The 24,431-nt window shown below is 70.7% G+C and carries 22 protein-coding genes; 4 read left to right on the top strand and 18 right to left on the bottom strand.

The window, feature by feature from the left end; translation table 11 throughout:
• Positions 1-14: 14 nt before the first annotated feature.
• Complete coding sequence (gene hutU / locus ACHAAJ_RS00255) at positions 15-1,703, bottom strand: urocanate hydratase (RefSeq protein ID WP_435725807.1); 1,689 nt, start codon at positions 1,701-1,703, stop codon at positions 15-17.
• Between the two features lie 66 nt (positions 1,704-1,769).
• Positions 1,770-2,426, bottom strand: coding sequence for an IclR family transcriptional regulator (locus ACHAAJ_RS00250; protein ID WP_435725806.1), 657 nt, complete (start codon positions 2,424-2,426; stop codon positions 1,770-1,772).
• A 155-nt stretch (positions 2,427-2,581) separates the two neighbouring features.
• Here ACHAAJ_RS00250 and hutH point away from each other — a divergent pair, with 155 nt between their 5' ends.
• The 3 genes from hutH to ACHAAJ_RS00235 are packed head-to-tail and all read left to right on the top strand — an operon-like array spanning position 2,582 to position 5,486.
• Positions 2,582-4,165 (top strand): histidine ammonia-lyase, encoded by a 1,584-nt coding sequence (gene hutH, locus ACHAAJ_RS00245; RefSeq protein ID WP_435725805.1) that lies wholly within the window; start codon positions 2,582-2,584, stop codon positions 4,163-4,165.
• Between the two features lie 44 nt (positions 4,166-4,209).
• On the top strand, positions 4,210-4,797 hold the full coding sequence (locus tag ACHAAJ_RS00240) for a HutD/Ves family protein (RefSeq protein WP_435725804.1): 588 nt from the start codon (positions 4,210-4,212) through the stop codon (positions 4,795-4,797).
• Positions 4,794-5,486 (top strand): LysE family translocator, encoded by a 693-nt coding sequence (locus tag ACHAAJ_RS00235; protein WP_435725803.1) that lies wholly within the window; start codon positions 4,794-4,796, stop codon positions 5,484-5,486. The genes ACHAAJ_RS00240 and ACHAAJ_RS00235 overlap by 4 nt, the downstream gene beginning before the upstream one ends.
• Here ACHAAJ_RS00235 and ACHAAJ_RS00230 read toward each other — a convergent pair.
• From ACHAAJ_RS00230 to tdh, 3 genes are read right to left on the bottom strand one after another with little or no spacing between them, the layout of a single operon-like run.
• Positions 5,483-6,589, bottom strand: coding sequence for an NAD(P)/FAD-dependent oxidoreductase (locus ACHAAJ_RS00230; protein ID WP_435725802.1), 1,107 nt, complete (start codon positions 6,587-6,589; stop codon positions 5,483-5,485). The genes ACHAAJ_RS00235 and ACHAAJ_RS00230 overlap by 4 nt on opposite strands.
• Positions 6,590-6,641: 52 nt before the next feature.
• The gene (locus ACHAAJ_RS00225) at positions 6,642-7,841 is read right to left on the bottom strand and encodes a glycine C-acetyltransferase (protein ID WP_435725801.1); all 1,200 of its coding nucleotides are present in this window, start codon (positions 7,839-7,841) and stop codon (positions 6,642-6,644) included.
• 16 nt (positions 7,842-7,857) lie between these two features.
• The gene (tdh, locus tag ACHAAJ_RS00220) at positions 7,858-8,904 is read right to left on the bottom strand and encodes an L-threonine 3-dehydrogenase (protein ID WP_435726215.1); all 1,047 of its coding nucleotides are present in this window, start codon (positions 8,902-8,904) and stop codon (positions 7,858-7,860) included.
• A 73-nt stretch (positions 8,905-8,977) separates the two neighbouring features.
• On the opposite strand from tdh, the gene ACHAAJ_RS00215 reads away from it, so the two are divergent.
• Positions 8,978-9,892: a LysR family transcriptional regulator gene (locus ACHAAJ_RS00215; RefSeq protein WP_435725800.1), complete on the top strand. Its 915-nt coding sequence runs from the start codon at positions 8,978-8,980 to the stop codon at positions 9,890-9,892.
• A 9-nt stretch (positions 9,893-9,901) separates the two neighbouring features.
• Here the strand turns inward: ACHAAJ_RS00215 and ACHAAJ_RS00210 are convergent, their stop codons facing one another.
• The 13 genes from ACHAAJ_RS00210 to ACHAAJ_RS00150 all read right to left on the bottom strand — a co-directional run bounded on the left by ACHAAJ_RS00210 (position 9,902) and on the right by ACHAAJ_RS00150 (position 24,429).
• A complete protein-coding gene (locus ACHAAJ_RS00210; RefSeq protein ID WP_435725799.1) occupies positions 9,902-10,678 on the bottom strand; it encodes a type 1 glutamine amidotransferase domain-containing protein in 777 nt (258 codons plus the stop codon).
• Positions 10,679-10,708: 30 nt separating this feature from the next.
• Positions 10,709-11,614, bottom strand: coding sequence for an aminoglycoside phosphotransferase family protein (locus ACHAAJ_RS00205; RefSeq protein ID WP_435725798.1), 906 nt, complete (start codon positions 11,612-11,614; stop codon positions 10,709-10,711).
• 108 nt (positions 11,615-11,722) lie between these two features.
• Positions 11,723-13,237 carry an Asp-tRNA(Asn)/Glu-tRNA(Gln) amidotransferase subunit GatB gene (gatB, locus tag ACHAAJ_RS00200; protein ID WP_435725797.1) on the bottom strand — a complete coding sequence of 505 codons (1,515 nt, stop codon included), beginning with the start codon at positions 13,235-13,237 and terminating at the stop codon, positions 11,723-11,725.
• Between the two features lies 1 nt (position 13,238).
• Positions 13,239-14,786, bottom strand: a complete 1,548-nt coding sequence (gene gatA / locus ACHAAJ_RS00195; protein WP_435725796.1) for an Asp-tRNA(Asn)/Glu-tRNA(Gln) amidotransferase subunit GatA — start codon at positions 14,784-14,786, stop codon at positions 13,239-13,241.
• 4 nt (positions 14,787-14,790) lie between these two features.
• A complete protein-coding gene (gatC, locus tag ACHAAJ_RS00190) occupies positions 14,791-15,087 on the bottom strand; it encodes an Asp-tRNA(Asn)/Glu-tRNA(Gln) amidotransferase subunit GatC (protein WP_435725795.1) in 297 nt (98 codons plus the stop codon).
• A 41-nt stretch (positions 15,088-15,128) separates the two neighbouring features.
• Positions 15,129-15,629, bottom strand: coding sequence for a GNAT family N-acetyltransferase (locus tag ACHAAJ_RS00185; protein WP_435725794.1), 501 nt, complete (start codon positions 15,627-15,629; stop codon positions 15,129-15,131).
• Complete coding sequence (locus ACHAAJ_RS00180; RefSeq protein ID WP_435726214.1) at positions 15,626-16,444, bottom strand: inositol monophosphatase family protein; 819 nt, start codon at positions 16,442-16,444, stop codon at positions 15,626-15,628. The genes ACHAAJ_RS00185 and ACHAAJ_RS00180 overlap by 4 nt, the downstream gene beginning before the upstream one ends.
• A 2-nt stretch (positions 16,445-16,446) precedes the next feature.
• On the bottom strand, positions 16,447-18,729 hold the full coding sequence (gene ligA / locus ACHAAJ_RS00175; RefSeq protein WP_435725793.1) for an NAD-dependent DNA ligase LigA: 2,283 nt from the start codon (positions 18,727-18,729) through the stop codon (positions 16,447-16,449).
• Between the two features lie 39 nt (positions 18,730-18,768).
• Entirely contained in the window at positions 18,769-19,470 is a 702-nt protein-coding gene (locus tag ACHAAJ_RS00170; RefSeq protein ID WP_435725792.1) for a hypothetical protein, read from the bottom strand.
• A gap of 66 nt (positions 19,471-19,536) precedes the next feature.
• A complete protein-coding gene (locus ACHAAJ_RS00165) occupies positions 19,537-21,117 on the bottom strand; it encodes a serine/threonine-protein kinase (RefSeq protein ID WP_435725791.1) in 1,581 nt (526 codons plus the stop codon).
• On the bottom strand, positions 21,114-22,556 hold the full coding sequence (locus tag ACHAAJ_RS00160; RefSeq protein ID WP_435725790.1) for an FHA domain-containing protein: 1,443 nt from the start codon (positions 22,554-22,556) through the stop codon (positions 21,114-21,116). Before ACHAAJ_RS00160 ends, ACHAAJ_RS00165 begins: the two co-directional genes overlap by 4 nt.
• Positions 22,553-23,386, bottom strand: a complete 834-nt coding sequence (locus tag ACHAAJ_RS00155; RefSeq protein ID WP_435725789.1) for a PP2C family protein-serine/threonine phosphatase — start codon at positions 23,384-23,386, stop codon at positions 22,553-22,555. Before ACHAAJ_RS00155 ends, ACHAAJ_RS00160 begins: the two co-directional genes overlap by 4 nt.
• Entirely contained in the window at positions 23,383-24,429 is a 1,047-nt protein-coding gene (locus ACHAAJ_RS00150; protein ID WP_435725788.1) for an RDD family protein, read from the bottom strand. The genes ACHAAJ_RS00155 and ACHAAJ_RS00150 overlap by 4 nt, the downstream gene beginning before the upstream one ends.
• Positions 24,430-24,431: the final 2 nt, after the last annotated feature.

Below are 24,431 nucleotides of genomic sequence, written 5' to 3'. Positions count from 1 at the left end.
GAACCGGCCCCTCCCTAATTCGCCATCGGGACGCGGACGCCCCGCTCGGCGGCGACCTCGATCGCGCGTTCGTAGCCGGCGTCGACGTGTCGGATGACACCCATGCCGGGGTCGTTGGTCAACAGCGCCTCCAGCTTGGCTGCGGCGAGTTCGGTGCCGTCCGCGACCGAGACCTGTCCGGCGTGGATGGAGCGGCCGATGCCGACACCGCCGCCGTGGTGGATGGAGACCCAGGTGGCTCCGGAGGACGCGGCGGTCAGGGCGTTGAGCAGGGGCCAGTCGGCGATCGCGTCCGAGCCGTCCTTCATGGCCTCGGTCTCGCGGTAGGGGGACGCCACGGAGCCGGAATCGAGGTGGTCGCGGCCGATCACGATCGGCGCGGAGACCTTGCCCTCGGCGACGAGGCGGTTGAACAGCAGCCCGGCCTTGGCGCGGTCGCCGTAGCCGAGCCAGCAGATGCGCGCGGGCAGGCCCTCGAACTCGACGTGCTCGGCCGCGGCGTCCAGCCAGCGGTGGAGGTGCGCGTTCTCCGGGAAGAGTTCTTTAAGGGCCTCGTCGGTGACGCGGATGTCCTCGGGGTCCCCGGAGAGCGCGACCCAGCGGAACGGGCCGAGGCCCTCGCAGAAGAGCGGGCGGATGTACGCCGGGACGAAGCCGGGGAACTCGAAGGCACGCTCGTAGCCGCCCTGGCGGGCCTCGTCGCGAATCGAGTTGCCGTAGTCGAAGACCTCGGCACCGGCATCCTGGAAGCCGACCATGGCCTCGACGTGCGCGGCCATCGACTGCTGGGCCTTCTTGGTGAAGCCGATGGCGTCCGCCTTCGCCTCCGCGTCCCACGCCTCGACCGTGTATTCGACGGGCAGGTAGCTCAGCGGGTCGTGGGCGCTGGTCTGGTCGGTGACGATGTCGATCGCGATCTCGCCGGCCAGCTGGCGGCGGAGGAGCTCGGGGAAGACCTCGGCGGCGTTTCCGACGTAGCCGACGGAGAGTGCGCGGCGCTCGCTCTTGGCGGTCAGGACCTTCCCCAGCGCGGAGTCGAGGTCCGTGTCGACGTCGTCGAGGTAGCGCTTTCCGAGCCGACGGCGGAGCCGGTCCTCGGAGACGTCGACGATCAGGCACGCGCCGCCGTTCAGGGTGACCGCCAGCGGCTGGGCGCCGCCCATTCCGCCGCAGCCGCCGGTGAGCGTCAGCGTGCCGGCGAGCGTGCCGCCGTCGTCCGCGTAGAGCTTCCGCCCGATGGCGGCGAACGTCTCGTAGGTTCCCTGCAGGATGCCTTGGGTGCCGATGTAGATCCAGGACCCGGCGGTCATCTGGCCGTACATCATCAGGCCCTCGGCCTCGAGCTTGCGGAACGCGGGCCAGTTGGCCCAGTCCCCCACGAGGTTGGAGTTGGCGATCAGGACACGCGGGGCCCACTTGTTCGTGGTGAACACGCCGACCGGCTTGCCGGACTGGACCAGCAGCGTCTCGTTGTCCTCGAGGCTCTCCAGCGTGCGCGTGATCGCGTCGTACGCCTCCCAGGAGCGGGCGGCGCGGCCCGTGCCGCCGTAGACCACGAGGTCCTCGGGGCGCTCGGCGACCTCTGGGTCGAGGTTGTTCATCAGCATGCGCAGCGGCGCCTCGGTCTGCCACGACTTGGCGGTCAGGGTGGTGCCGCGCGCGGCCCGGATGACGCGGGAGGGATCGTGCTGGGTGAAGCTCATGGGAATCTGCCTTTCGTGGGCCGCGGCGCGGGGAACGCCGGCGAAGTGGTCGGTGGAATGGGTGGGTCAGGGTGAGGCGAAAAGGGATGCCGCGCTCGAGGCGACCATCGCCCCGAGCCGCGCGGCCGTGCTTTCGTCGGTTCGGTAGCTGGGCGCCACTATGCTCAGCGCCGCCACGACCCGGCTGCCGGCCATCACCGGGGCGGCAACCGCGGTGATGTCTGATTCGACGGCGTCGGCAACGGCGGTGAACGTCCCCGCCTGGACGCGGCCCAACAGGGCCGCTCCGGCCGCGCTGCCCTCGAGCGGGAACGTGCGTCCCACCCAGTTCACGTGGCGAACGGTGTGGGTGCCCTCCTCGATGGCCAAATACAGGCCGTCGCCGTTGTCGGCCGCGACACTCAGGTAGGCCGACTCGCCGCTTTCGGCCACGAGAGCGGCGAGCGTGCGCCGCGACGTCGCGACCAACGACTCGTGGCTGAGCGCCTCGACGCCGAGTTGCACCATCCGGTAGCCCGGGCGGTACAGGCCGTCGTCGCGCCGCGTGGCAAAACCGTTGGCCTCCAGCGTGCGCAAAAGACGCAGCGCGGTGGACGGTGACAGATCCATTTCCTTGGCCGCGTCGGCGAGCTTGACGCCGTCGTGTTCGCAGACGACGCGCAACAGGCCGAGCACGCGGTCCGCGCTGCGGGTGGTCGCGTCGGGCTTCGTTGTGACGTCCATCATGCCTCCATGGTCGAGAATATGTTGCAACCAGTAGAACATTCATTTCACCTGTCGGCAAGCATGAGCCGTTGACCAAGTGAGGCAACGTGTTGTTTCATAGGATGGTTCGTTCGTTTTATTGCTTGAAATTCCATGCCGTCCCGAAAGAGAACATGAACCCCGTCGATTCCAGCACCCCCGCCACCGTCCTGCTCTCCCCGTCGCCACTCGCCCCCGCCGACGTCGTGGCGGTCGCCCGGCACGATGCCCGGATCGAACTTTCCCCCGAATCCCTGGACGCCATGACCCGCTCGCGCGCCGTCATCGACGACCTGGCGACGGACACCCGCCCGCACTACGGCGTGTCCACGGGCTTCGGCGCCCTGGCCACCAAGCAGATCCCGCTGGAGCTCCGCGCCCAGCTGCAGCGATCGCTGATTCGGTCGCACGCCGCATCCTCGGGCGCCGAGGTGGACCGCGAGGTGGTCCGCGGGTTGATGCTCAACCGACTCCACACCATGGCCACGGGCCGCACGGGCGTCCGCCCCGCCGTCGCGCGGGCCTACGCCAGGCTGTTGAACGCCGGGATCACGCCCGTCGTCGGCGAGTACGGATCGCTGGGATGCTCCGGCGACCTGGCGCCGTTGTCCCACTGCGCGCTGGCCGCCATGGGCGAGGGCCAGGTCCGCACCGCCGACGGTCGACTCGTGGACGCCGCCGAGGCCCTGACCGCCGCCGGGCTGGAGCCGATCGTCCTCGCGGAGAAGGAGGGCCTGGCGCTCATCAACGGAACCGACGGCATGCTCGGGATGCTGCTGATGGCCGCCGCGGACCTCCGCCGCCTCGTCACGACGGCGGATGTCTCGGCAGCCATGAGCGTGGAGGGGCTGCTCGGAACGGACGCCGTCTTCGCCGAGGACCTGCACGCGCTGCGCCCGCATCCGGGACAGATCGCCTCCGCCGCCAACATGCGGGCGACCCTGGCGGGATCGGCGCTGGTCGAGGCCCAAAAGCACGGCGACCACGCCTTCACGCGCGTCCAGGACGCCTACTCCCTGCGCTGCGCCCCGCAGGTCCACGGCGCCGTGCGCGCCACGCTGGACCACGCGGAGTCCGTCGCCGGCTACGAGCTGGCCTCGGCCATCGACAACCCCGTCGTGACCGTGGACGGCCGCGTCGAGTCCAACGGAAACTTCCACGGCGCGCCGGTGGGCTACGCGCTGGACTTCCTGGCCATCGCCGTGGCGGACCTCGCCTCCATCTCCGAGCGGCGGACGGACCGGTTCCTGGACAAGTCCCGCAGCCACGGGCTCAACGCGTTCCTCGCCGACGATCCCGGCGTCGATTCGGGACACATGATCGCGCAGTACACGCAGGCCGGAATCGTCTCCGAGCTCAAGCGCCTCGCCGTGCCCGCCTCGGTCGACTCGATCCCGAGCTCCGCCATGCAGGAGGACCACGTGTCCATGGGATGGGCCGCCGGACTGAAGCTGCGGCGCGCCATCGACGGGCTGGAGCGCGTCCTCGCCGTCGAACTCCTCACCAGCGCCCGCGCGCTGGACATGCGCGACGGCGGCCTCGCCACCGCACAGTCCTCCCCCGTTTCGACGGCAGTGCGCACCGTCATCCGGACCGTCGCCGAGGGGCCGGGAACCGACCGTTACCTGGCCCCGGAGATCGAGGCCGTCCTCGGCCTGGTCCGATCCGGCGCGATCCTCGAGGCGGCCACCGGCGCGGCCTCGGGCCCGCTCGCGTAGGGCGGATGGCCTCGGACCGGCCCACGCGAACTAGGCTGATGGGCATGCATTCGAACGAGACTCCGCCCATCGTCCGGGCCGCAGACCTGCGGACGGAACGGTGGCGCAACGGCGGCGGCACCACACGCGAAATCGCCCGCGGCCCAAAGGGCGCCGGCGCGGACGACTGGGGCTGGCGGATCAGCCTCGCGGACGTGGACAAGGCCGGACCCTTCTCCGTTTTCCCCGGCACGGAGCGCATCCTCACCGTGGTGGAGGGCGAACTGTTGGTCCTCACCGTGGGCGGTCGCGAGCAGGGATTGGAGAGGCACCGGCCGTTCCGGTTCGACGGCGGCGTCCCGACGTCCGCGACGCTTCCCACGGGCGGCATCCGCGATCTCAACGTCATCACGTCCGCCGGTTTCCGTGCGCACGTGGCCATCGTCGAGCTCTCCAAGAAGCGTCCCCACCCCGTCTTCGGCGGGCAGCACGCGGTCCTGCTTCAGGGCAGCGCGACGGCCGGCGGGGGCGTCGCGCTGGAACGGTACGACGCCGTCGTCGGCTCCGGGGAACGCACGCCGGAGGTTTCGGGGCGCGGAATCCTTGCCGTGGTGTCGATCGACGCGGTCGCGGGCGAGACCGCGGCACCGTGACCCTGGCATCGCTCCTCGCCTTCGCGGGGCTCGCCACGGTGCTGGCGCTCACGCCGGGTCCGGACACGTTTCTGGTGCTCCGCTATGGACTCGCCGGGGCGCGGTCCGGTTTCGCGGCGGCATTCGGCTGCCTGCTCGGCAGCATGGTCTGGGCCCTCCTGGTCGGCGTCGGCGTGGCCGCGCTGCTCCAGCAGTCGGCCGAGGTGTACCAGTGGCTCAAGATCGCCGGCGGCCTCTACCTGGTGTGGCTGGGGGCCGGGTCTTTCCTGGCCGCCCGGCGCGCCGCGGCGGCGGACACGGCCGCCGCCCGGCACACGGGCACGGGCGACGCGGCGAACACCCAGGCGTCCGGGACGTCCGCCGGACGCAAGGCCCAAGGCACGACGCCGGCCTTCCTCGCCGGGGTCTTGTCGTCCACGCTGAACCCGAAGATCGGGCTGTTCTTCCTGGCCTTGATGCCGCAGTTCATCCCCGCCGGATCCAACACGCTGCTGGCGGCCCTGGCGCTCGGCGCGCTCTTCGCGGGCATCGGATTGGCTTACTTCGTGGTGCTGATCCTGGTGGCTACGCGCGCCGTCGCGTGGTTGCGGCGGCCGGTGGTCAACGAATGGCTGGAACGGGTGTCGAGCGCCATCCTGGCGGTTCTTGGCATCGGCGTGATCGCCTCCGCGGTGGCCGAGGGCGCCTAAACCGGCGGCGACACGAACCGCCGAGGTGCCAGTCCCGCGACCACCCAATCCGGAAAGGGCGCCTCGCGGCCCACTAGCTGGGCGGCGGCGAGCTCCGCCATGCCGGTGGACGTCTGGAATCCGTACCCGCCCTGTCCGGCGAGCCAGAGGAATCCCTCCACGCGCGGATCGAATCCGAGGACGGGGACGCCGTCCGCCGACTCGGTGCGCAGTCCGGTCCAGGCGCACGCGACGCCGGTGATGCCCAGCGCGGTGATCGAGTTGAGCCGGTCGACGAGCGCCGCGACATCCGCGGCGACCGGTTGCGCGTCCCCGGCCTCGGCGGGAACGGCCTCCGCCGCGGACACCAGTACCCGGTCGCCGTGCGGCCGGAAGTACCAGGTGTGGTCCGCCGAAGCGACCATGGGCGTCGCGGGATCCAGTGGACGCGGGACGTCCACGTACGCGGCGGTGCGCCGCAGCGCCACCAGGCCGATCGGCCGGGCGCCGAACATCTCCGCGACCCGGTCCGCCCAGGCTCCCGCGGCGTTGACGACCCGGCGCGCGCGTACCGTGCCGCCGGAGGACGAGACCAGCCAGTCGGAGTCGTCCCGCTGCGCCGTCCGCACGCGTTCGCCGGTCAGGATCCGGGCGCCGCGGGCCACGGCCAGGGACCGGTGGTGCTCGATCAACGCGGCGGCATCCGTCCGGAAACTGGTCTCGTCGAGGCCGGCGGCCTCGAACGAACCCGCCCGTAGAACCGGCGCCAACCCAACGGCATGGGCGGGCCCGATCTCGCGCATGGTGTCTGTGCGATGGGTCCGGACGTCGGCGGCGTCGCCCACCAGCATGAACCGGCTCGGCCACACGAGCGGCACGGCCCTGGAGGAAAGGGCCGTGAGGGCGTCAATGGTGCGGTTGGTGAGCGCGCGCACGACGGGCGGCCCGTAGCTGGGTATCAGTTGCTGGGCCGATCGCCCGGATGTGTGGAACGCGAGGGTCGCCTCCGCCTCCAAAAGCACGACCGACGTCTCGGCGGCCAGTTCCGAAGCCAGCGAAAGCCCCGCGATCCCGCCGCCGACAATCAGGACATCGCATTCGAGGGTTTCCGCCGTCTCCGCCATGGCGCCAGCGTATCCCCCGGTCCGTGGAGGACCGGCGACCGCAACGCAGTCCCTAGCGCGCGGCGACGAAGGCAGCGACGCAGGCCTCGATGTCCTCGGCCGAGTGCGCCGCGGAGAGCTGGACGCGGATGCGGGCGGCCCCCCTCGGGACCACCGGGTAACTGAACGCAGTGACGAAGACGCCGCCGGCCAGCATCCTGTCCGCGACCTGGGCGGCCTTGGCCGCGTCGCCGAACATGACCGGGATGATGGCGTGCTCGCCCGAAAGGAGCTCGAAGCCCTCCTGGGACATGCGGCGGCGGAAGTGGGAGGCGTTCTCGAACAGCCGTGCCCGGAGCTCGACGGACTCCGCGACGAGGTCCAGCGCGGTCAGCGTCGCCGCGACGATCGCCGGGGCCAGCGAGTTGGAGAAGAGATACGGGCGGGCCTTCTGGCGGAGCATGGCGACGATCTCGCCGCGGGCGGAGACATATCCACCGGACGCGCCGCCGAGGGCCTTGCCGAATGTCCCGGTGAAGATGTCTACGCGGTCGGCGACGCCGGCGTGCTCGGGAGTACCGGCTCCCGTGGCGCCCATGAATCCGACGGCGTGGGAATCGTCCACCATCATCAGTGCACCGTAGCGTTCGGCGAGGTCGCAGATGTCCGCGAGCGGGGCGAGGTATCCGTCCATCGAGAAAACGCCGTCGGTGACGATGATCTGCCGACGCGGGCCGGCGCCGTCGTTCATCAGCGCGGCGGCCCGCAGCTGGGCCTCGAGGTCGGCCATGTCCCGGTTGGCGTAGCGGAACCGGCTGGCCTTGGACAGCCGGATGCCGTCGATGATCGAGGCGTGGTTCAGCGCGTCGGAGATGATGGCGTCCCCGGGACCGAACAGCGATTCGAAGACGCCGCCGTTGGCGTCGAAGCAGCTGGAGAACAGAATGGTGTCCTCGGTGCCGAGGAATTCCGAGACGCGCTTCTCCAGCTTCAGGTGGAGATCCTGCGTGCCGCAGATGAAGCGGACGGAGGCCATGCCGAAGCCGCGTTCGTCCATGGCGGACTTGGCTGCCGCGACGACCTCCGGATGGTCCGCGAGGCCCAGGTAGTTGTTTGCGCAGAAGTTCAGCACCGGCCGCGCCGGCTCGCCCAACGCGCCGGCGGCAACGTGGCTGGACTGGGCCGAATCGATGTGGCGCTCGCGCTTGAGCAGCCCGGCCCGCTCCATCTCGTCCAATTCGGCGGCCAGCTGGTCCCTGAGGTTCGTGTACATGGTGTGGCGTTCCTTCCTAGAAGACTGACCAGTCGAGCACGACCTTGCCGCCGTTGCCGGCACGGGCGGCGGCGAATCCGGCCTCCCACTCCGTGGCGGGAAGGCGGTCGGTGACGACCGAGGCGATGCGCTCGCGCAGCTGGGTGTTGGACTGGAGCATGGCACTCATCGCGTACCAGGTCTCGAACATCTCGCGGCCGTAGATGCCCTTGAGCGTGAGCATGTGCGTGACCACCTTCCCCCAGTTGATGTCGATCGGCTGGCTCGGGAGGCCGAGCATGGCGATCTTGCCACCGTGGTTCATGTTGTCGATCATCTCCGGAAGCGCCGTCGGGTGGCCGGACATCTCCAGGCCGATGTCGAAGCCCTCGACCAGACACAACTCCTTCTGCGCATCCGCGATGCGGGTCGTCGAAACATCGACGGCGAGGTCCACGCCCAGGCCGCGGGCGAGTTCGAGGCGAGGCGCCGAAACGTCGGTGATGACGATCTTGCGGGCACCCGCATGACGTGCGACCTCAATGGCCATGAGCCCGATCGGTCCGGCGCCGGTGATCAGCACGTCCTCGCCCACCATGGGGAAGGACAGTGCCGTGTGGACGGCGTTGCCGAACGGGTCGAAGATCGCGCCGAGCTCCGGCGTGATGGCGTCGTCTCGGTGCACCCACACGTTGGCCTCGGGGACGACGACGTATTCGGCGAAGGCCCCGTCGCGCTGCACGCCGACGGACACGGTGTCGATGCACATCTGGCGCCGGCCGGCCCGGCAGTTGCGGCACATCCCGCACACGATGTGCCCCTCGCCCGACACGCGGTCACCGACCCGGATGTGCGTCGCGAGCCCGCCGACCTCGACGACTTCGCCGTAGAACTCGTGCCCGGGGATCAGCGGCGTCCGGATCATGGCCCTCGCCGCGTCGTCGTCCGCCAGGATGTGCAGGTCGGTGCCGCAGATGCCGGTGGTCATGACCCGGATCTTGACGTCGTGGGGCCCGGCCTCGGGCTCGGGGCGGTCAACGAGTTCCAGGCCCGCGTGCGGACCTGATTTGTAGAGCGCTTTCATGGGTCCCATGTCACCATTGCGCAGAGTTTAGAACAACCACGCGTTTCTCAATGGACGATTTAGTATTACCTACATGGAAATCCATCAGTTGCAGATTCTCCGCGAGCTCGGGGATCTGGGAAGCGTGAAGGCGGTCGCCCAGGCGCTGTTCGTCACGCCGTCGGCCGTCTCCCAGCAGCTGGCGTTGCTTCAGCGCGGCGTCGACGTCCCTCTGACCCGCAAGGAAGGAAGAAACCTGGTACTCACCGACGCCGGCCGCGTCCTGGCCACGGCCGGAGCCGCCGTCATCGCCTCGATGGCAGACGCCCGTGCGGCCATCGGCGCGTTCCAGGACGACGACGAGGCCGCCGTCACCATCTCCGGTTTCCACTCGGTGGGGCAGGCACTGTTCGCTCCCCTGTTGGGGGCGATCGCCGGCGCCGGCGCCCCCCTGCCGATGTTCTTCGACGAGGACGTGGCGCAGCAGGAATTCCCGGCGCTGACCGCGCGCTACGACCTGGTGCTGGCGCACCGCATGGACCACACGCCGCGCTGGCCCACGGACCGCGTGGCGGTGGTCCCGCTGACCCACGAGCCGCTGGACATCGCGCTGCCCGCCGCGCACCCCCTGGCCGACCGCGATGCCCTGCTTCCCCAGGACCTGACCGGCGCGGACTGGGTGGTCAGCAGGGAGGGGTACTCGCCGGCGGACATCCTCGCCGCGCTGTCGGCCGTAAGCGGCAGCGCCCCGCGCGTGGTGCACCGGATCAACGACTACACCACGGTGGCGGCCCTGGTGGGGACCGGCAACGTGTTCGGCATCCTTCCCCGGTACACCGCGGCCGTCGCGGCGGGCGCAGGCGTGGTCCTGCGCCCGCTGGAGGGGATCAACAACCGGCGCCGGATCGATCTGCTGGCCCGGCCGGAAACCCTCCGGCGGCGTTCGGTCCGCCGGGTGGCAGACGCCATCGGCACGGCGATGCGCGAACTGGCCGGGGAAGACGGCTGACGCGCCGGGTCAGTGCCCGGACTGGTCGGCGGCCTTCTTGGCGTCCTTCTCGGCGTCCCGCTCGGCCCGCAGCGCCTCCGACTCGCTTTGTTCCTCGGCCTTCTCCTGGTGGATGACCTCCGCGAGGAGCTTCTCCATCTCCTTCGCCACGCCGGCGGCGGACGCGGGGTTCTGGCCGGTCACCAGCCGGTCGTCCACCACGACCTTCTCCTGGAAGACGTCGGCCGACACGTGCGTAGCGCCCCGCTCCTCGAGCCGGTCCGCCAGGAAGAACGGGATGATCTTGTCCTTGCCCGCGGCCACCTCCTCGTCGTTGGTGAAGGCCGCCACCTTGCGCCCCTCGACCAGGCGGAACCCGTTGGCCAGTTCCACGTTGACCAGGCCGGCCGGTCCGTGGCACACCGCACCCACGACGCCGCCGGCGTCGTACACCCCGCCCACGAGCTTCTGCAGGCCGTCGCTGTCGGGGAAGTCCCACATGGTGCCGTGCCCGCCGACGAGGAAAACGGCGTCGTACTGGCCGGGGTCCACCACGTCGACGCGCGCCGTGTTGTAGAGGCCCGCGCGGGCGGTCTCGTCCTCGGTGAAGGCCACCTGGAGGGGATCGTCGGCGTCGACCTCGTCACGCGGCGGCTGCCCACCGGCAATGGACGCGAAGTCCACGAAGTGGCCCGAATCCCGGAACACCTTCCACGGATGCGCGGCCTCGGCGACGTTGTAGCCGGTCTTCTCGCCCGTGTCCCCCAGCTCGGAGACGCTGGTCAACACCATCAGGATCTTCTTCATGGAATGCTCCTATTCGTCGGGTTTCCCACCCTAGGGCACATCCGCCGCCTCCCGCAGGGCATGGAGCCCGACTTCGTGGAGCGGATCACCGGACGGCAGTAGGGCCATCATGGCGCCGAGGTGGACGGCCCAACCCCGGGCGCGGAGCCAGGTGTCGTCGTCGTGCAGCGGACGCCCGCTGTCCGTCACGAGCGCGGACCGGAACTCGCTCCGTCCGGCGGCCGTGAAATGGAGCCACGCCGCGGCGAGGTCGGACGCGGGGTCCCCCGCGGCGAGGTCCCCGAAGTCGACGACGGCGGCCAACCGCGGCGGCCCGTCGCCGGCGGCCAGCACCATGTTGTGCGGGTGCGGGTCCCCGTGGAGCCAGAGCGCAGGACCGGTGTGGCGCGGGGCGCCGGCCGCCTCGTCGAAGACGGTGCGCAGCGCGTCGGCGTCGGGTAGCCGGCCCACGGCGAGCCGCTCGGCGAAGGCCTCGGCACGGGTGGCGAGCGGAACGCCGCGAACGAGGTTGCGCGGCGCGTCGCCGGGGGCCGGCACGTGGAGCGCACGCAGGAAGGCCGCCAGTTGGCGCGCGTATCCGTCGCGTTCGGACGGCTCGGCCAGGGCCGCGCTGCGGCCCTCGTACCACGGCACCACGGCCCAGTGGTACGGATATCCGTGCGCGGGCCGGCCGCGCCGCACCGCGGCCGGGATGAGTAGCGGCAGCCGCGCGGCCAGGAACGGCAGCCAACGGACCTCGTTGAGCAGGAGCCGGTGTGCGGACCGCCTCCGCGGAAGCCGCACGCACAGAGCATCGCCCAGACGGTAAACCACGTTGTCCCAACCGTTGTCCACGCGTTCCAGGTTCAGCCCGGCGAGGTCCGGGTGCTGCTCGGCCAGCAGCGCACGGACCAGCGCGTCGGTGATCGCGACGTCGGCGTCCGGCACGGAATTCATCCCCCCAACATACGCACCAACCCCGCGAAGTGGACATCACCTATCGGAACAACCGGCGGTAATGTCCACTTCGCGGGGCGGGGAGAGCGGGGGGGTGCTGGGGTGGCGCTAGCCCTCGATGCCGAGCTTCTCCAGCACCAGCTCGCGCACGCGGGCCGCGTCGGCCTGGCCGCGCGTGGCCTTCATGACCGGGCCGATGAGGGCGCCGATCGCCTGCAGCTTGCCGTCCTTGATCTTGTCGACCACGCCCGGCATCGCGGCCATCGCGTCGTCGATCGCGGCACCAAGCGCGGAGTCGTCGTTGACGACGGCGAGCGAGCGCTTCTCGACGATCTCCGTCGGCGTCCCCTCCCCCGCAACCACGAACTCGAGCACCTGGCGGGCGATCTTGTCGTTGATCTTCTTGGCCTCGATCAGCGCGTTGAGCTCGATGATCGTCGCCGGCGCGACGCCCAGGGCGCCCGGGTCGACGTCGGCGTTCTTGGCCAGGCGCGAGATCTCGCCCATCCACCACTTGCGGGCGACGGCGGGGCTCGCACCGGCGGCGATGGTCTCCTCGATGGCGTCGAGCAGGCCGGCGTTGACGACGTCGCGGAACTCCGCGTCGGCGTAGCCCCAGTCCCCCTGCAGGCGCTTGCGGCGCACGGACGGCGGCTCGGGGAGGCGCGAGCGCAGCTCCTCGATCCATTCCGTGGTCGTCACGATCGGCACGAGGTCCGGCTCCGGGAAGTAGCGGTAGTCGTCGGCGTCGGACTTGGGCCGGCCCGACGTCGTCGTGCGCGTGTCCTCGTGCCAGTGGCGCGTCTCCTGGACGATCTTCGCCCCGGAATCCAGGACCCCGGCATGGCGCTCGATCTCGAAGCGCACGGCGTGCTCGACGGCGCGCAGCGAGTTCACGTTCTTCGTCTCGGTGCGCGTGCCGAACACGGTCGCGTCCTTGGGCATCAGCGAGACGTTGGCGTCGCAGCGCACATTGCCGCGCTCCATCTTCGCGTCGGAGACGCCGAGGTTCTTCACGATCTCGCGGACCGCCGCGACGTACGCCTTCGCCAACTCGGGGGCGCGCTTGCCGGCGCCGGTGATCGGCTTCGTGACGATCTCCACCAGCGGGACGCCGGAGCGGTTGTAGTCCACCAGCGAGAAGTCCGCGCCCTGGATGCGGCCGGTCGCGCCGCCCATGTGGGTCAGCTTGCCGGCGTCCTCCTCCATGTGGGCGCGCTCGATCTCCACGCGGAAGACCTCGCCGTCGGAGAGCTCGATGTCCAGGTAGCCGTCGTACGCGATCGGGTCGTCGTACTGCGAGGTCTGGAAGTTCTTCGGGGTGTCCGGGTAGAAGTAGTTCTTCCGGGCGAAGCCGCAGGTCTCGGCGATCTTGCAGTTCAGCGCCAGGCCGATCAGGATCGCGTATTCGACGGCGGTCTTGTTGACCACCGGCAGCACGCCGGGCAGGCCCAGGCACACGGGCGTGACGTTGGTGTTCGGTTCGTCGCCGAACACGTTCGGCGCCGCGGAGAACATCTTGGTCTTGGTGCTCAGTTCGACGTGGACCTCGAAGCCCAGGACCGGATCGTACTTGTCCAGGGCTTCGTCGAAGTCCACGAGCACATCGGTGAAAGCGGCCATGCTAGGCGGCACCTCCCAGGGTTGCGGCGGCCAGGTCGGGGACCTGGTTGATGAGCGGCCCGCCCCACGAGTCCTCGAGGAGCTTCTCCAGCGCGGCGCCGGCGCGGTACAGGCGGGCGTCCTCGCGGGCGGGAGCCAGGAACTGGATGCCCACGGGCAGGCCCTCGGACAGGCCGCCCGGGACGGAGATCCCGGGGATGCCCGCCATGTTCGCGGGGATCGTGGCGACGTCGTTGAGGTACATCGCCAGCGGGTCCTCCAGCTGGGAGCCGAGCTTGAACGCGACGGTGGGCGACGTAGGGGACACCAGCACGTCGGCGGCCTCGAACGCGGCGGCGAAGTCGCGCTGGATGAGCGTGCGCACCTTCTGCGCCGACCCGTAGTACGCGTCGTAGTATCCGGCGGACAGCGCGTAGGTGCCCAGGATGATGCGGCGCTTGACCTCGTCGCCGAAGCCGGCGGCGCGCGTCGCGCCCATCACGCGCTCGATCGTCATGGGTCCGTCGGCGGGAAGGACCCGCTTGCCGAAGCGCACGCCGTCGAACTTCGCCAGGTTGGAGGAGACCTCCGAGGGCATGATCAGGTAGTAGGCGCCGAGCGCGTATTTCAGGTTCGGGCAGGAGACCTCGACGATCTCGGCGCCCGCGCCGCGCAGCAGGTCGAGCGACTCGTCGAAGCGCTGCTGGACTCCGGGCTCGTAGCCCTCGCCCTGCAGTTCCATGACGACGCCGACGCGCACGCCGGCGAGGTCGCCCGTGAGCCCCTGCCGCGCGGCCTCGACCAGCGCGGGGACGGGCTCGTCCAGGGACGTGGAGTCCGCCGGGTCGTGGCCGCCGATGAGCTCGTGGAGGTAGGCGGAGTCCAGGACGGTCCGGGTGACGGGGCCGATTTGGTCCAGCGAGGACGCCATGGCTATGGCCCCGTACCGGGACACGCCGCCGTAGGTCGGCTTGACGCCGACGGTTCCGGTGACGGCTCCGGGCTGGCGGATTGACCCGCCGGTGTCGGTGCCGAGGGCCAAGGGCGCCTCGAACGCGGCGACGGCCGCGGCGGAGCCGCCACCGGATCCGCCGGGGATGCGGTCCAGGTCCCACGGGTTGCGCGTGGGGCCGTAGGCGGAGTGCTCGGTGGAGGAACCCATCGCGAACTCGTCCAGGTTGGTCTTGCCCAGGATCGGCAGCTTCGCGGCGCGCACCTTGGTGATGACGGTGGCGTCGTAGGGGCTCATCCAGCCCTCGAGCATCTTCGATCCCGCGGTGGTCGGTTGGCCGACCGTCACGATGAGGTCCTTCACGGCGATCGGCACGCCGGCCAGCGGGTGGAGCGCCTCGGCGTCGGCACCGCCGGCCGCGCGGATGGCGTCGACCTCGGCGGCGACGGCGAGGGCCTCCTCGGCGTTCAGGTGCAGGAAGGCGTTGACGCCGCGGTCCCCGCCGTCGACCTCGGCGATGCGGTCCAGGTGTGCCTGGACGGCCTGCACGGAGGTCACTTCGCCGGCGCGGAGCCTGTCGGCCAGTTCGACGGCGGAGAGCTTGATGATGTTGTCCATGTCTTTACTCCCCATCCAGGATGGCCGGGACCTTGAAGCGCGAGTCCGCGGAGTCCGGGGCGTTCAGCAGGGCCTGTTCGTTCGTGAGCGTGGGCCCGACGACGTCCTCGCGCATCACGTTGACCAGCGGAATCGGGTGGCTCGTGGCGGGCACGTCGTCCCCGGCTGCCTCGCTGACGCTGGCGATCGCATCGACGATGACTGCGAGATCTCCGGACATCTTGTCCAGCTCCGCGTCGGTCATTTCGATGTGGGCGAGCCGGGACAGGTGAACGACGTCCTCACGGCTGATGGCAGACATGTATCTCCCGTGTCTAGGGTGGCGATTGTTTCCCACCCAGTCTAGTCGTCGAGATCCAGGACGTAGACGACCAGACGGATGTCCGTCCCCGGCACCAGCCAGTCCCGCTTCCGGGTGTGCGTGAAACCCTCCGAGGCGTACAGCCGGCGGGGAACGCCCCAGACCTCGCCGGTGGTCAGGCTCACGGCGTGGACACCCTCGAGTGCGCGCGCGTGGGCGACGATGGCGCGGACCAGGGCCCGGCCGGCGCCCGTGCGCTGGACCCCGGGATCGACGGCGAGCATGCGGAACTCGAGTTCGCCGTCCAGGGCGATGTCGGCGTAGCGGCTGCCCCTGCGCACCAGGGTCACGGATCCGACGACGGCCCCGGCGACCTCCGCCACCCAGACGTCGGCGTGTTGGTGCCGCTCGGCGACGTCCGCGATGAAGCGCAGATACGGCGATTCCGCGTCGAAGTGGCCCGAGGCGAGGTACGCGGCCACGGTGATGCGCGCGATGTCGGGGTAGTCGTCGGGAATCGCCTGGCGGACGGTCACGCTCACGCGGGGGTCTCCAGGTCGACGAGTCGGCCGAAGTCGAAGTAGCCGGCGGCCGACCAGCCCGGCTCCGTCGTCGGACGCAGGACCGGAACGCCGGCCTCCTCCGCGATGAGCGCGGCTGCTGCCCAGTCGTGTACCTGCGTGCCGTATTCCGCGTAGGCGTCCAGCGTTCCGTCGGCCACGAGGCACAGGTCCAGCGCCGCGGACCCGAGCCGGCGGACGTTCGCGAAGCCGGGCAGCAGGTCGTTGAGGGCGGACACCTGCCGGCTTCGCCGCCCGGCGTCGTACCCGAAGCCGGTGGCGATCAGGGCGCCTTCGGCGTCCGGCACGGGTCCGGCCAGTCGTTGCGGTTCGCCGGCCGCGCCGCCGGCCCCCGTGGAGGAGAGCCAGGCTCCCTGCCCGCGCGAGGCCCAGTAGACGCGCGCCAGCGCCGGGGCGTAGACGACGCCGGCGAGCCAGTCGCGCCCCCCCGGCGCTCCGGCGTCGGGCCCGGAAACGGCGACGGACGTCGCGTAGTAGAGGATCCCGCGGACGAAGTTCGTGGTGCCGTCCAGCGGGTCGATCGACCAGCTGTATCCGCTGGGTTCCGCGGGGGTGGTGGTGCCGTATTCCTCGCCGGTGATCTCGTCGTGTGGACGTTCCGCGACGATGACGTCCCGCACGGCCTGCTCGGCGCGGCGGTCGAAGTCAGTGACCCAGTCCCCTGCCGCGCTCTTGGTGTCGGTCTCGACCCGCGCCGTGGGGCGTTCGGCGAGGACGGCGGCGCCGGCGGCCGCCGCCCGGCGCGCGACGTCGAGCAGATCGGTGGGGGTGGGCAGGTTCATTCGGGCCCTTCCTCGGGTGCGTTTTCGGGTGTGTTTTCGGCGGCGGGCGGGGCAGCTGGATCCGGCGCCGTTTGCGGCCCGTTGGCGAGCAGGTCGCGGAAGCCATCCTCGTCCAGGACCGGGACTCCGAGCGCCACGGCCTTGTCCAGCTTGGTGCCCGCGGAGTCCCCGGCCACCACGTAGGAGGTCTTCTTGGAAACGGAACCGGAGGCCTTGCCGCCGCGGACGATGATGGCTTCCTTGGCCTCGTCGCGGCTGAAGCCCTCGAGCGATCCCGTGACGACGACGGTGAGGCCCTCGAGCGTGCGCGGGGTGTCGGCGTCGACCTCGTCCGCCATCCGCACCCCGGCAGCCGCCCACCTGTCCAGGATTTCCAGGTGCCAGTCGACGTCCAGCCACTCGATGAGGGCGTCGGCGATAATCGGCCCCACGCCGTCGACGTCGGCCAGTTTGGCCCGGCCGTCCTCCTCCGCGGCAGCGGCCCGAATGGCATCCATGGTGCCGAACCTGGTGGCGAGCGCCCGGGACGCGGTGGGTCCCACGTGGCGGATGGACAGGGCAACGATGACCCGCCAGAGCGGCTGCGACTTGGCCTTCTCGAGTTCGTTGAACAGCTTGTTCGTGTTGGCGCTCGGCTTGGACGGCACCTTGGCGGTGCCCTTGGTCCAGAAGTACGGGACCAGTTCGAACTGCCCCGTGCCGACTCCCTTGGACCGCTTTTCGCGTTCGATGCGCACTCCCGCCAGCTGCTCCGGCGACAGGTCGAAGAGATCCGCCTCGGTGGCCAGGGGCCCCGGGACGGGCTCCGCCGGCGCCGTGAGAGCATGGGCCGCCTCGTAGCCCAGCGCTTCGATGTCGAAGGCCCCCCGGCCCGCCAGGTGCGCCACGCGTTCCTTGAGCTGCGACGGACAGGATCTCGCGTTGAGGCACCGGATGTCGATGTCCCCCTCCTTCGCCGGGGCCAGCGTGCTCCCGCACGAGGGGCACTCGGTGGGCATCACGAACTCGCGCAACTCGTCCTCGCGGCCCTCGCGCAGCGGCAGGACCGGCCCGACGATCTCCGGAATGACGTCCCCGGCCTTGCGCAGGACGACGACGTCCCCGATGAGGACGCCCTTCGCCTTGACGACGTCCTGGTTGTGCAGGGTGGCCATCTCGACGGTGGAACCGGCCACCTTGACCGGTTCCATCACGGCGTAGGGGGTGACGCGTCCGGTCCGTCCCACGTTCACCCGGATGTCGAGGAGCCACGTGTGGACCTCCTCCGGCGCGTACTTGTAGGCGGCCGACCAACGCGGCACCCGCGACGTGTAGCCGAGGGCCCGCTGGATGGCGAAGGAGTCCGCCTTGATGACGATGCCGTCGATCTCATGCACGAGCGAATGTCGGCGGTCCTCGAATTCGCCGATGTAGGACAGGACGTCCTCGGGTGTTTTTACGACGCGCGCGTAGGGACTCACCGGCAGGCCCCACGTCTCCAGCAGCGCGTAGGTCTCCGATTGCGACTCCGACGCCAGGCCCTCGCGCACGCCGATGCCGTGGACGAACATGTCCAGCGGCCGTTTTGCGGTTTCCGCGGCGTTCTTCTGGCGCAGGGAGCCCGCCGCCGCGTTGCGCGGGTTCGCGAGCTGGGCCTTGCCCGCCTCCAGCAGCGATTCGTTGAAGGCGCGGAAGGCTGCCGAGGGGAAGAAGATCTCGCCCCTGATCTCCACCTCCGCCGGCCAGCCGGATCCCGCGAGCTCGGTGGGAATGGTCTTGATGGTGAGCACGTTGTGCGTGACGTCCTCGCCCGTGGTGCCGTCGCCCCGTGTGGCTGCCCGCACCAGTTTCCCGTCCCGGTAGAGCAGGTTCACGGCGAGTCCGTCGATCTTCACCTCACAGAGCCAGCGCAGCTCCTCCGCGGACGCCCGCGTCGTGGCGTTGGCGGCGGCCCGTTCCAGCCAGGCCCGGAGCTCGTCGATGGAGAACAGGTCCTCCAGCGAGTACATCCTGCTCAGGTGGTCCACCGGCGCGAAGGCCGCGGACACCTCGCCGCCGACCGCCTGCGTCGGCGAGTCGTTGGCCACGATCTCGGGATGCAGCTGTTCGATTTCCCCGAGGCGCCGGAAGAGGGCGTCGAACTCGGCGTCCGAGACCAGCGGCTCGTCCTGGCTGTAGTAGGCGAAGCGGTAGCGGCGGACGTCGTCGGCCAGCCGTTGGTACTCGTCGCGGACGGCGTCGGACGGGACGGCCTCGGGCGGGGTGTCGCTGGGGGTGCTGGTCTCGGGCTTGTCGTTCACAGTCCTATCTTGCCCCACGGCGGAAGGTACTGCGCCCGGTTATTCGTCGGCGGGCGGGGCGGACTCCAGCAACCGGAGATCCGCCGGAGTCACCAAGTGCGATGTCACCGCATGCTCGACCAGCCGCGCCCTGCGGTTGGTCGCCAGCTTTCCCGGGCCGCCGCGCAGTCCCGCGACGCCGGCGCGGTCCAGCTTGTCGCAGACGTTGTCCAGTTTGCGGTTGAACTTGGTGAGCTGCCACCCCAGCCGTTGGGACGCCTTCGCCGACGAGGGGATCGAGCTCAGGCCCGTTCCGTCGCGCCGCAGCATCGGTTCGGCGAGTGCGACGACGAGTGCCCGCTGGGACTCCGTCAGCAGCACCGGGCCGATGGTGGTTTGGCCCTCGCCGCTGTCCGCGGTCCATTCCTGCCGGAACGCCGGGGCCGTCAGATGCACGGCGAACTCGTAGGTGGTGGGGCCGGCGGTGAAGACCACGTTCGTGTGGGCGAAGACCAGCGGCAGGCGGGCACCGGGGGCGACCCAGGCCTGCAGGCCACCGGTCGCGTCGGTGACGGTGGCCGACAGCCGGCTGCCGACGTTGGAGAGCCACCACATGCCGTCGTACCGGGCCAGGGTCAGGAACCGCCGGTGGAGGTAGGGATTGTCGTCGACCTCGAGATCGCCCTCGCGGCCGATGGCGAAGACCTGCTCCTCGGCGACGGGGAACCACTCCCCGCAGAAATCGATGTTTATCCCGGCCACCACATCCGTCCCTCCGTCTTCTTTGCCGCCCAGATTATCTACCGAATTGAACAAAGGTCCCGGCCCCTACCCGGCGGCGCAATGCCGGGCCGGCTCGGAGGCCCGCCCCGTGGAGCGCACGACCGTCACCTGAATGCACGTCGGCTGGCCCTCGACGCGGGGGGTCTCGACGCCGGTCGCCTCGGTCTTCCGGTTCTCGCCCTGGTCCGTCGCCGTCACCGGAGCCCAGAAGTACACATCGCCGTCGTGGGGGTCCGCGTTCTCCCACGTGAACCTCACCGTTTCCCCGGCCACGGCCGTCTCGAACCCGGTCGCGGGCGCGACCGTGCCCTCCGTCCCGGCGAGCGGGTCCGATGGACCACGGGTGGGCTGCGGGCCGCCGGAACCGGCGTCGGATTCGGCGCCATCCAACACGGTGTTCGCCACCAGCGCGCCCGCCATGACGACGGCGGCGACGGAGGCGATGCCCGCCACGAGCCCGGTGGGGAACCGTTGCCCGGACACGGGCTCCCGCGGCCGCCCGACGTCGGTGGGCACGGCGGGCACCCATCCCGGTTGCGTTGCGGCACGCCCGGTGGCCGCGCGCTCGGTGGTGGACCCCTCGTCCACCGCCGGCGTTCGCATGAGGGTGTGGTCCCACGCGTCCGCGTCGGACTGCGGGGGACCGCCCTCGCCGGTCGCGGATCCGGTGTTGCCCCGCGGATCGATCGAAACGACTTGGCGCAGTCGGGTCGCGTCCCCGTCGTCGTCCGATCCCCGCTCCTCGGCGAAGCCGGCGTCGTCGAGCACCTCGAACGGCGTCACCGACAGGCCGAGTTCGGCCTGCACTCGCTGCAGCGACAGCGCGAGTTGGTGCGCCGAGGCGAACCGCCCCGCGGGATCCTTGGACATCGCGGTCGCGAGGGTCTGCTCCAGCGCGGACGGCACGTCGGCGCGGTTCAGCGGCTGGAGCGGGGAATTCGCGATGCGGGAGATGAGCTCGCGCTGGGAGTTGTCCGCACCGGTCCGAACGAAGGGCGAGCGGCCCGCCAGCAGCGTGTAGATCGTGGCGCCGAGGGACCAGACGTCCATGCGCACGCCCTCCGGCGCGCCACCGTCGAAGGCCTCGGGCGGCGACCAGGGAATCGAGAGCCCCGCCTCGTCGTCCAGCGTGTCCGTGGTGCCGGAGATGCCGAAGTCGGTCAGCGCGGGCCGGTTGTAGTCCGTGACCAGGATGTTGGCGGGCTTGATGTCCCGGTGAACGATCCCCGCGCGGTGGGCCGTTTCGACGGCGGAGGCGACCTGGATGCCGATGGAGAGCACCTCGTCCACGCCGAGTCGCGCCCGGCGGTAGCGCACGTCGAGGCTGGGCCGCGAGCAGTACTCCATGGCCAGGTACGAGTGCCCCTCGCCCGTGACGTTCGCCTCGAAGATCGTGACGATATAGGGGTGGGAGGAGAGCTGGGCCATGAGGTTGGCCTCGGACTCGAAACGGCGCCGCGCGCCCTCGGTCTTGAGGTCGGACAGCAGGACCTTCACCGCCACCTTCCGGCGGGGCCGGTCCTGCTGGTACAGGTACACGTCGGAGAATCCGCCGGTGCCCAGCAGGCTGACGTATTCGTAGCCGGCGATGGTCGGGGGTGGGGCGGGCGGGCGCTTGCCGCTCACAGGAGTCCCTCGAAGCGCAACCACACGCCGTCCCCCAGGTCGGCGATGTCGCCGTCCAGCAGCATCAGGGACTCCCCCTTCGCCAGCCGGCGCGGCGGTTGCCCGGGACGCACGAGCATGGTGCCGTTGGTGGCATTGAGGTCCGCAAGCATGACGTGCCACCCATCCAGCCGAACCTCCAGGTGGGACCGGGAGATGTCCCCGCCCGGGCTGCGCACCTGGACGAGGCGCGGCATGGTCCCGCTGGCCACGCGCGAAGCCGACGGTTGGCGTCCGACGACGGCGGACCGGTCCAGCTCGACGGTCTCGCCCGTGGAAACCACCATGCGGCCCAGCGAGGGTCGCGGGGTCGGGAGCGCCTCGGACGCCAGGGGGGCGGCGCAGTGGCCGCACGAGGACGACGTCGGCGGGTTGGCGTGCCCGGACGCGCACATCCTGCCGAGTACCTTGGGCCCGCCGGCCTCGGCGGCCTTACCGGTCGCGGCGGCGGTGGCCGCGCGCCCCTTCGGCAGGTCGCCGCGCATCAGCGTGTGTCCGTCGTGGTCGCCGGCCTCGGCAGCATGGACGGCAGTCGCCGGCGCCGCGGGCTCCGGTTTCGGCGACGCCACGCGCGCCGCGGCGAGCCACGGGACCGCGTCGATCATTTCGTGCGCATCGCCCGGCGGTTCGGGCGCCGTTGGCCCCGGCGTCCTTGGCCCGGCCTCCGGGGACAGGATGGTGCTTTCCTCGTCGGCTTCGTCTGCCGTGACCATCGTGTCGTTGATGCCGGGGGCGTCCTCCACCTCGCCGTGGAACGCGGAGGTTTCCTCGGAGACGGCGGCCCGCTCGGGTGCGGGGTCCGGCACGGGCGCCAGCACGGGGTCCGGATCGGGTGCGGGTTCCGGATCGGGTGCGGGTTCCGGCGCGGGTGCGGGTTCCGGCGCGGACGCCACCTGGGGAGTAGGCGCGGACAGCGGCTCGATGACCTGCCCGTCGCAGGACGACGGAAGCTCGGCAACGATGCGCCCGAAAGGCACCACGCCCTCGACCAGGGGCAGGCCTACCGCCCCGTCGTCGGCCGATGCCCGGGCCGAGTCGTCGGTGGCGACCGTCAGCCTTTCCTGGCCCGACAGGCGGCGTTCCATCCACGTCGTCACGCCCATTCCGTTGGCGTGGGTTCCCAACTCGTGCCCGGAAGCCGAGAGGGACAGCGGTCCCCGCAGGATCACGTGGAGGTCCTCGTCCAGCGCGAGGATTCCGAACGGGGGCATTCCGGTCAGCGACAGGCCGCGGCCCGCCAGCACGGCCGAGAGCAGCGACTCCACGGAGGGATCCGATCCCAGCGCCTCCCAGAGTGCGTCGATCTCCGCGGCGGCGGTCCCCCCCGGCAACAACACCATGTGCCTGGACCTGACCAGGGCAAGCCACGGACCCGGAACGTAACGGATATCCAGGTTCACGAGCCGTCCTCCTCCGCGCGCGGCCTGGTGTGGGCGTCTTCCGCCTCCGGACGCGGCGCCGTGTCCGCATGCCCGTCGTCGTGCACGTGCACCACGTCGACCACGATCACGGTGATGTTGTCCCTTCCGCCGGAACGGAGTGCCGCCTGGACCAGCGCGTCGACCGCGTCCTGCGGGGCCGCGTGCCGCGTCAACAAGTCCGCGACGTCGGCGTCGCCCACCTCGCCGGTGAGCCCGTCCGAGCAGACCATCAGCCGGTCGCCCGCCCGCACCGGCAACATCCAGAAGTCCGCGGCGCTGTTGTCCCCCGTCCCGAGTGCCCGGGTGATGACGTGGCGCCGGGGATGGACGAGCGCCTCCTCGGCCGTGATCTCGCCGCCGTCAACGAGTTCCTGAACCTCCGAGTGGTCGACGCTGACCTGCGCGAGGAGACCCCGGCTGAGCAGGTACGTGCGTGAATCGCCCACGTTGAACACCAGCCAGTAGGGAACGCCGCCCTCGCGGACCAGCGCGGTCCCGGAGAGGGTGGTGCCCGCCCGCGATCCGGCCGCCTGGCGGATCGCCAGGTCGGCGGCGCGCATGAGCTCCTGCAGGTCGGCGGCGCCGAGGGCACCTCCGGCGTCGTCCTGTCCCTGCGCGAGGGTACCGACGCAGATGCTGCTGGCCACCTCGCCGGCCTCGTGGCCGCCCATGCCGTCGGCGACGGCGAAGAGGTTGCGGTCCGCGAGGTACGAGTCCTCGTTCAGTGGCCTGCGCAGGCCGCGGTCCGTGGCGACCCCGTAGGCGAGCCGAAAGTTGCCCGCGGCGTGATCGGTCTCTGTGTGGCTCATGAGCGTTCGATCCTGAAGTGTCGTTCCCCGAAGTTCACGGTCTCGCCGAAGGCCGCGCGCTGGGAGTGGCCCGCGGCGAGCTCCCGCCGCCGGCCGTCGACCCCCGTGATGCCGGATCCATTGGTGGAGTTGCGGTCGGTCACCCACACGCCGGAGCCGTCGGCCGCCACATGCAGATGCGTCTTGGACACGGAGCGGCCCATGTCCGCGAAGTTGACCAGTTCCGCGATGTCCTCGGAACCCGACGGCGCGGGATTCCGGCCGACGAGGGCCGTCGTGGCCAGATCCAGCACCTGGCCGTCGTCGAACACCAGCCGGGCCCCCACGGTCTTTGGCCCGGTCGGACGCAATTGCGTGTAGCCGAGATCCTCTTCGGCGACCGCCGGGGCGGGAGCGTCCTGGGCCCGGTGCCCCGGAACGCTCTCTATGGGTCCCGTGCCACGGTAGTCGGCGCGCAGCGCGGGCCACTCGTGCTCTTGGCCCGTAGCGGAAAGGTCCGGGTGGCCCGGCGCGGTGGTGCCGCCGGGGGCGAACGTCGACGGACCAAAAAGCCCCCCCGTCGTGATCGGGTTCCTCCCCTGGTTGACGTCGACGACGAGCGTCTTGGCGATCCTGTCGTGCCATCCCTGCCGCTGGTGGTTCGGATCCCAGAGGTTGGACAGGACCACCACCACAGGACCCGCCAAGGGAACCACGCCAGCCACCGCGATGACCAGCCGGCGCAGGAAGACCTTGAGCCATCCCGGCGCGAATCCGTCCTCGTCCGTGGTGCGCAGGCCGAGCGCGAGGTTCCCGGGGGTCTTCCCGCTGTGCGCCTCCCAGCCCCAGACGGCGATTCCGTACGCGAGGACGACGGCGGCGAACACGAGGTAGGAGGAGGCCACGGACGCCGCGGCCGCCTCGGAGGCGCCCATCCGTGCGAGGCCGTCCCCGCTCACGGCCGCGAAGACCATTCCGGCGAGTACCACGGGAACGGCGTCAAGCAGCCACGCGCCCAGCCTCTTGCCCGCTGCGGCGTTTACCAGATTCAGCGCTGCGGCCACTG

It is taken from the genome of Arthrobacter arnarulunnguaqae (genome assembly GCF_051262515.1).
Classification (GTDB): domain Bacteria; phylum Actinomycetota; class Actinomycetes; order Actinomycetales; family Micrococcaceae; genus Arthrobacter_N.
Note: the sequence above shows the minus strand (reverse complement) of the source record. Positions and strands in the feature narration are given on the sequence as shown.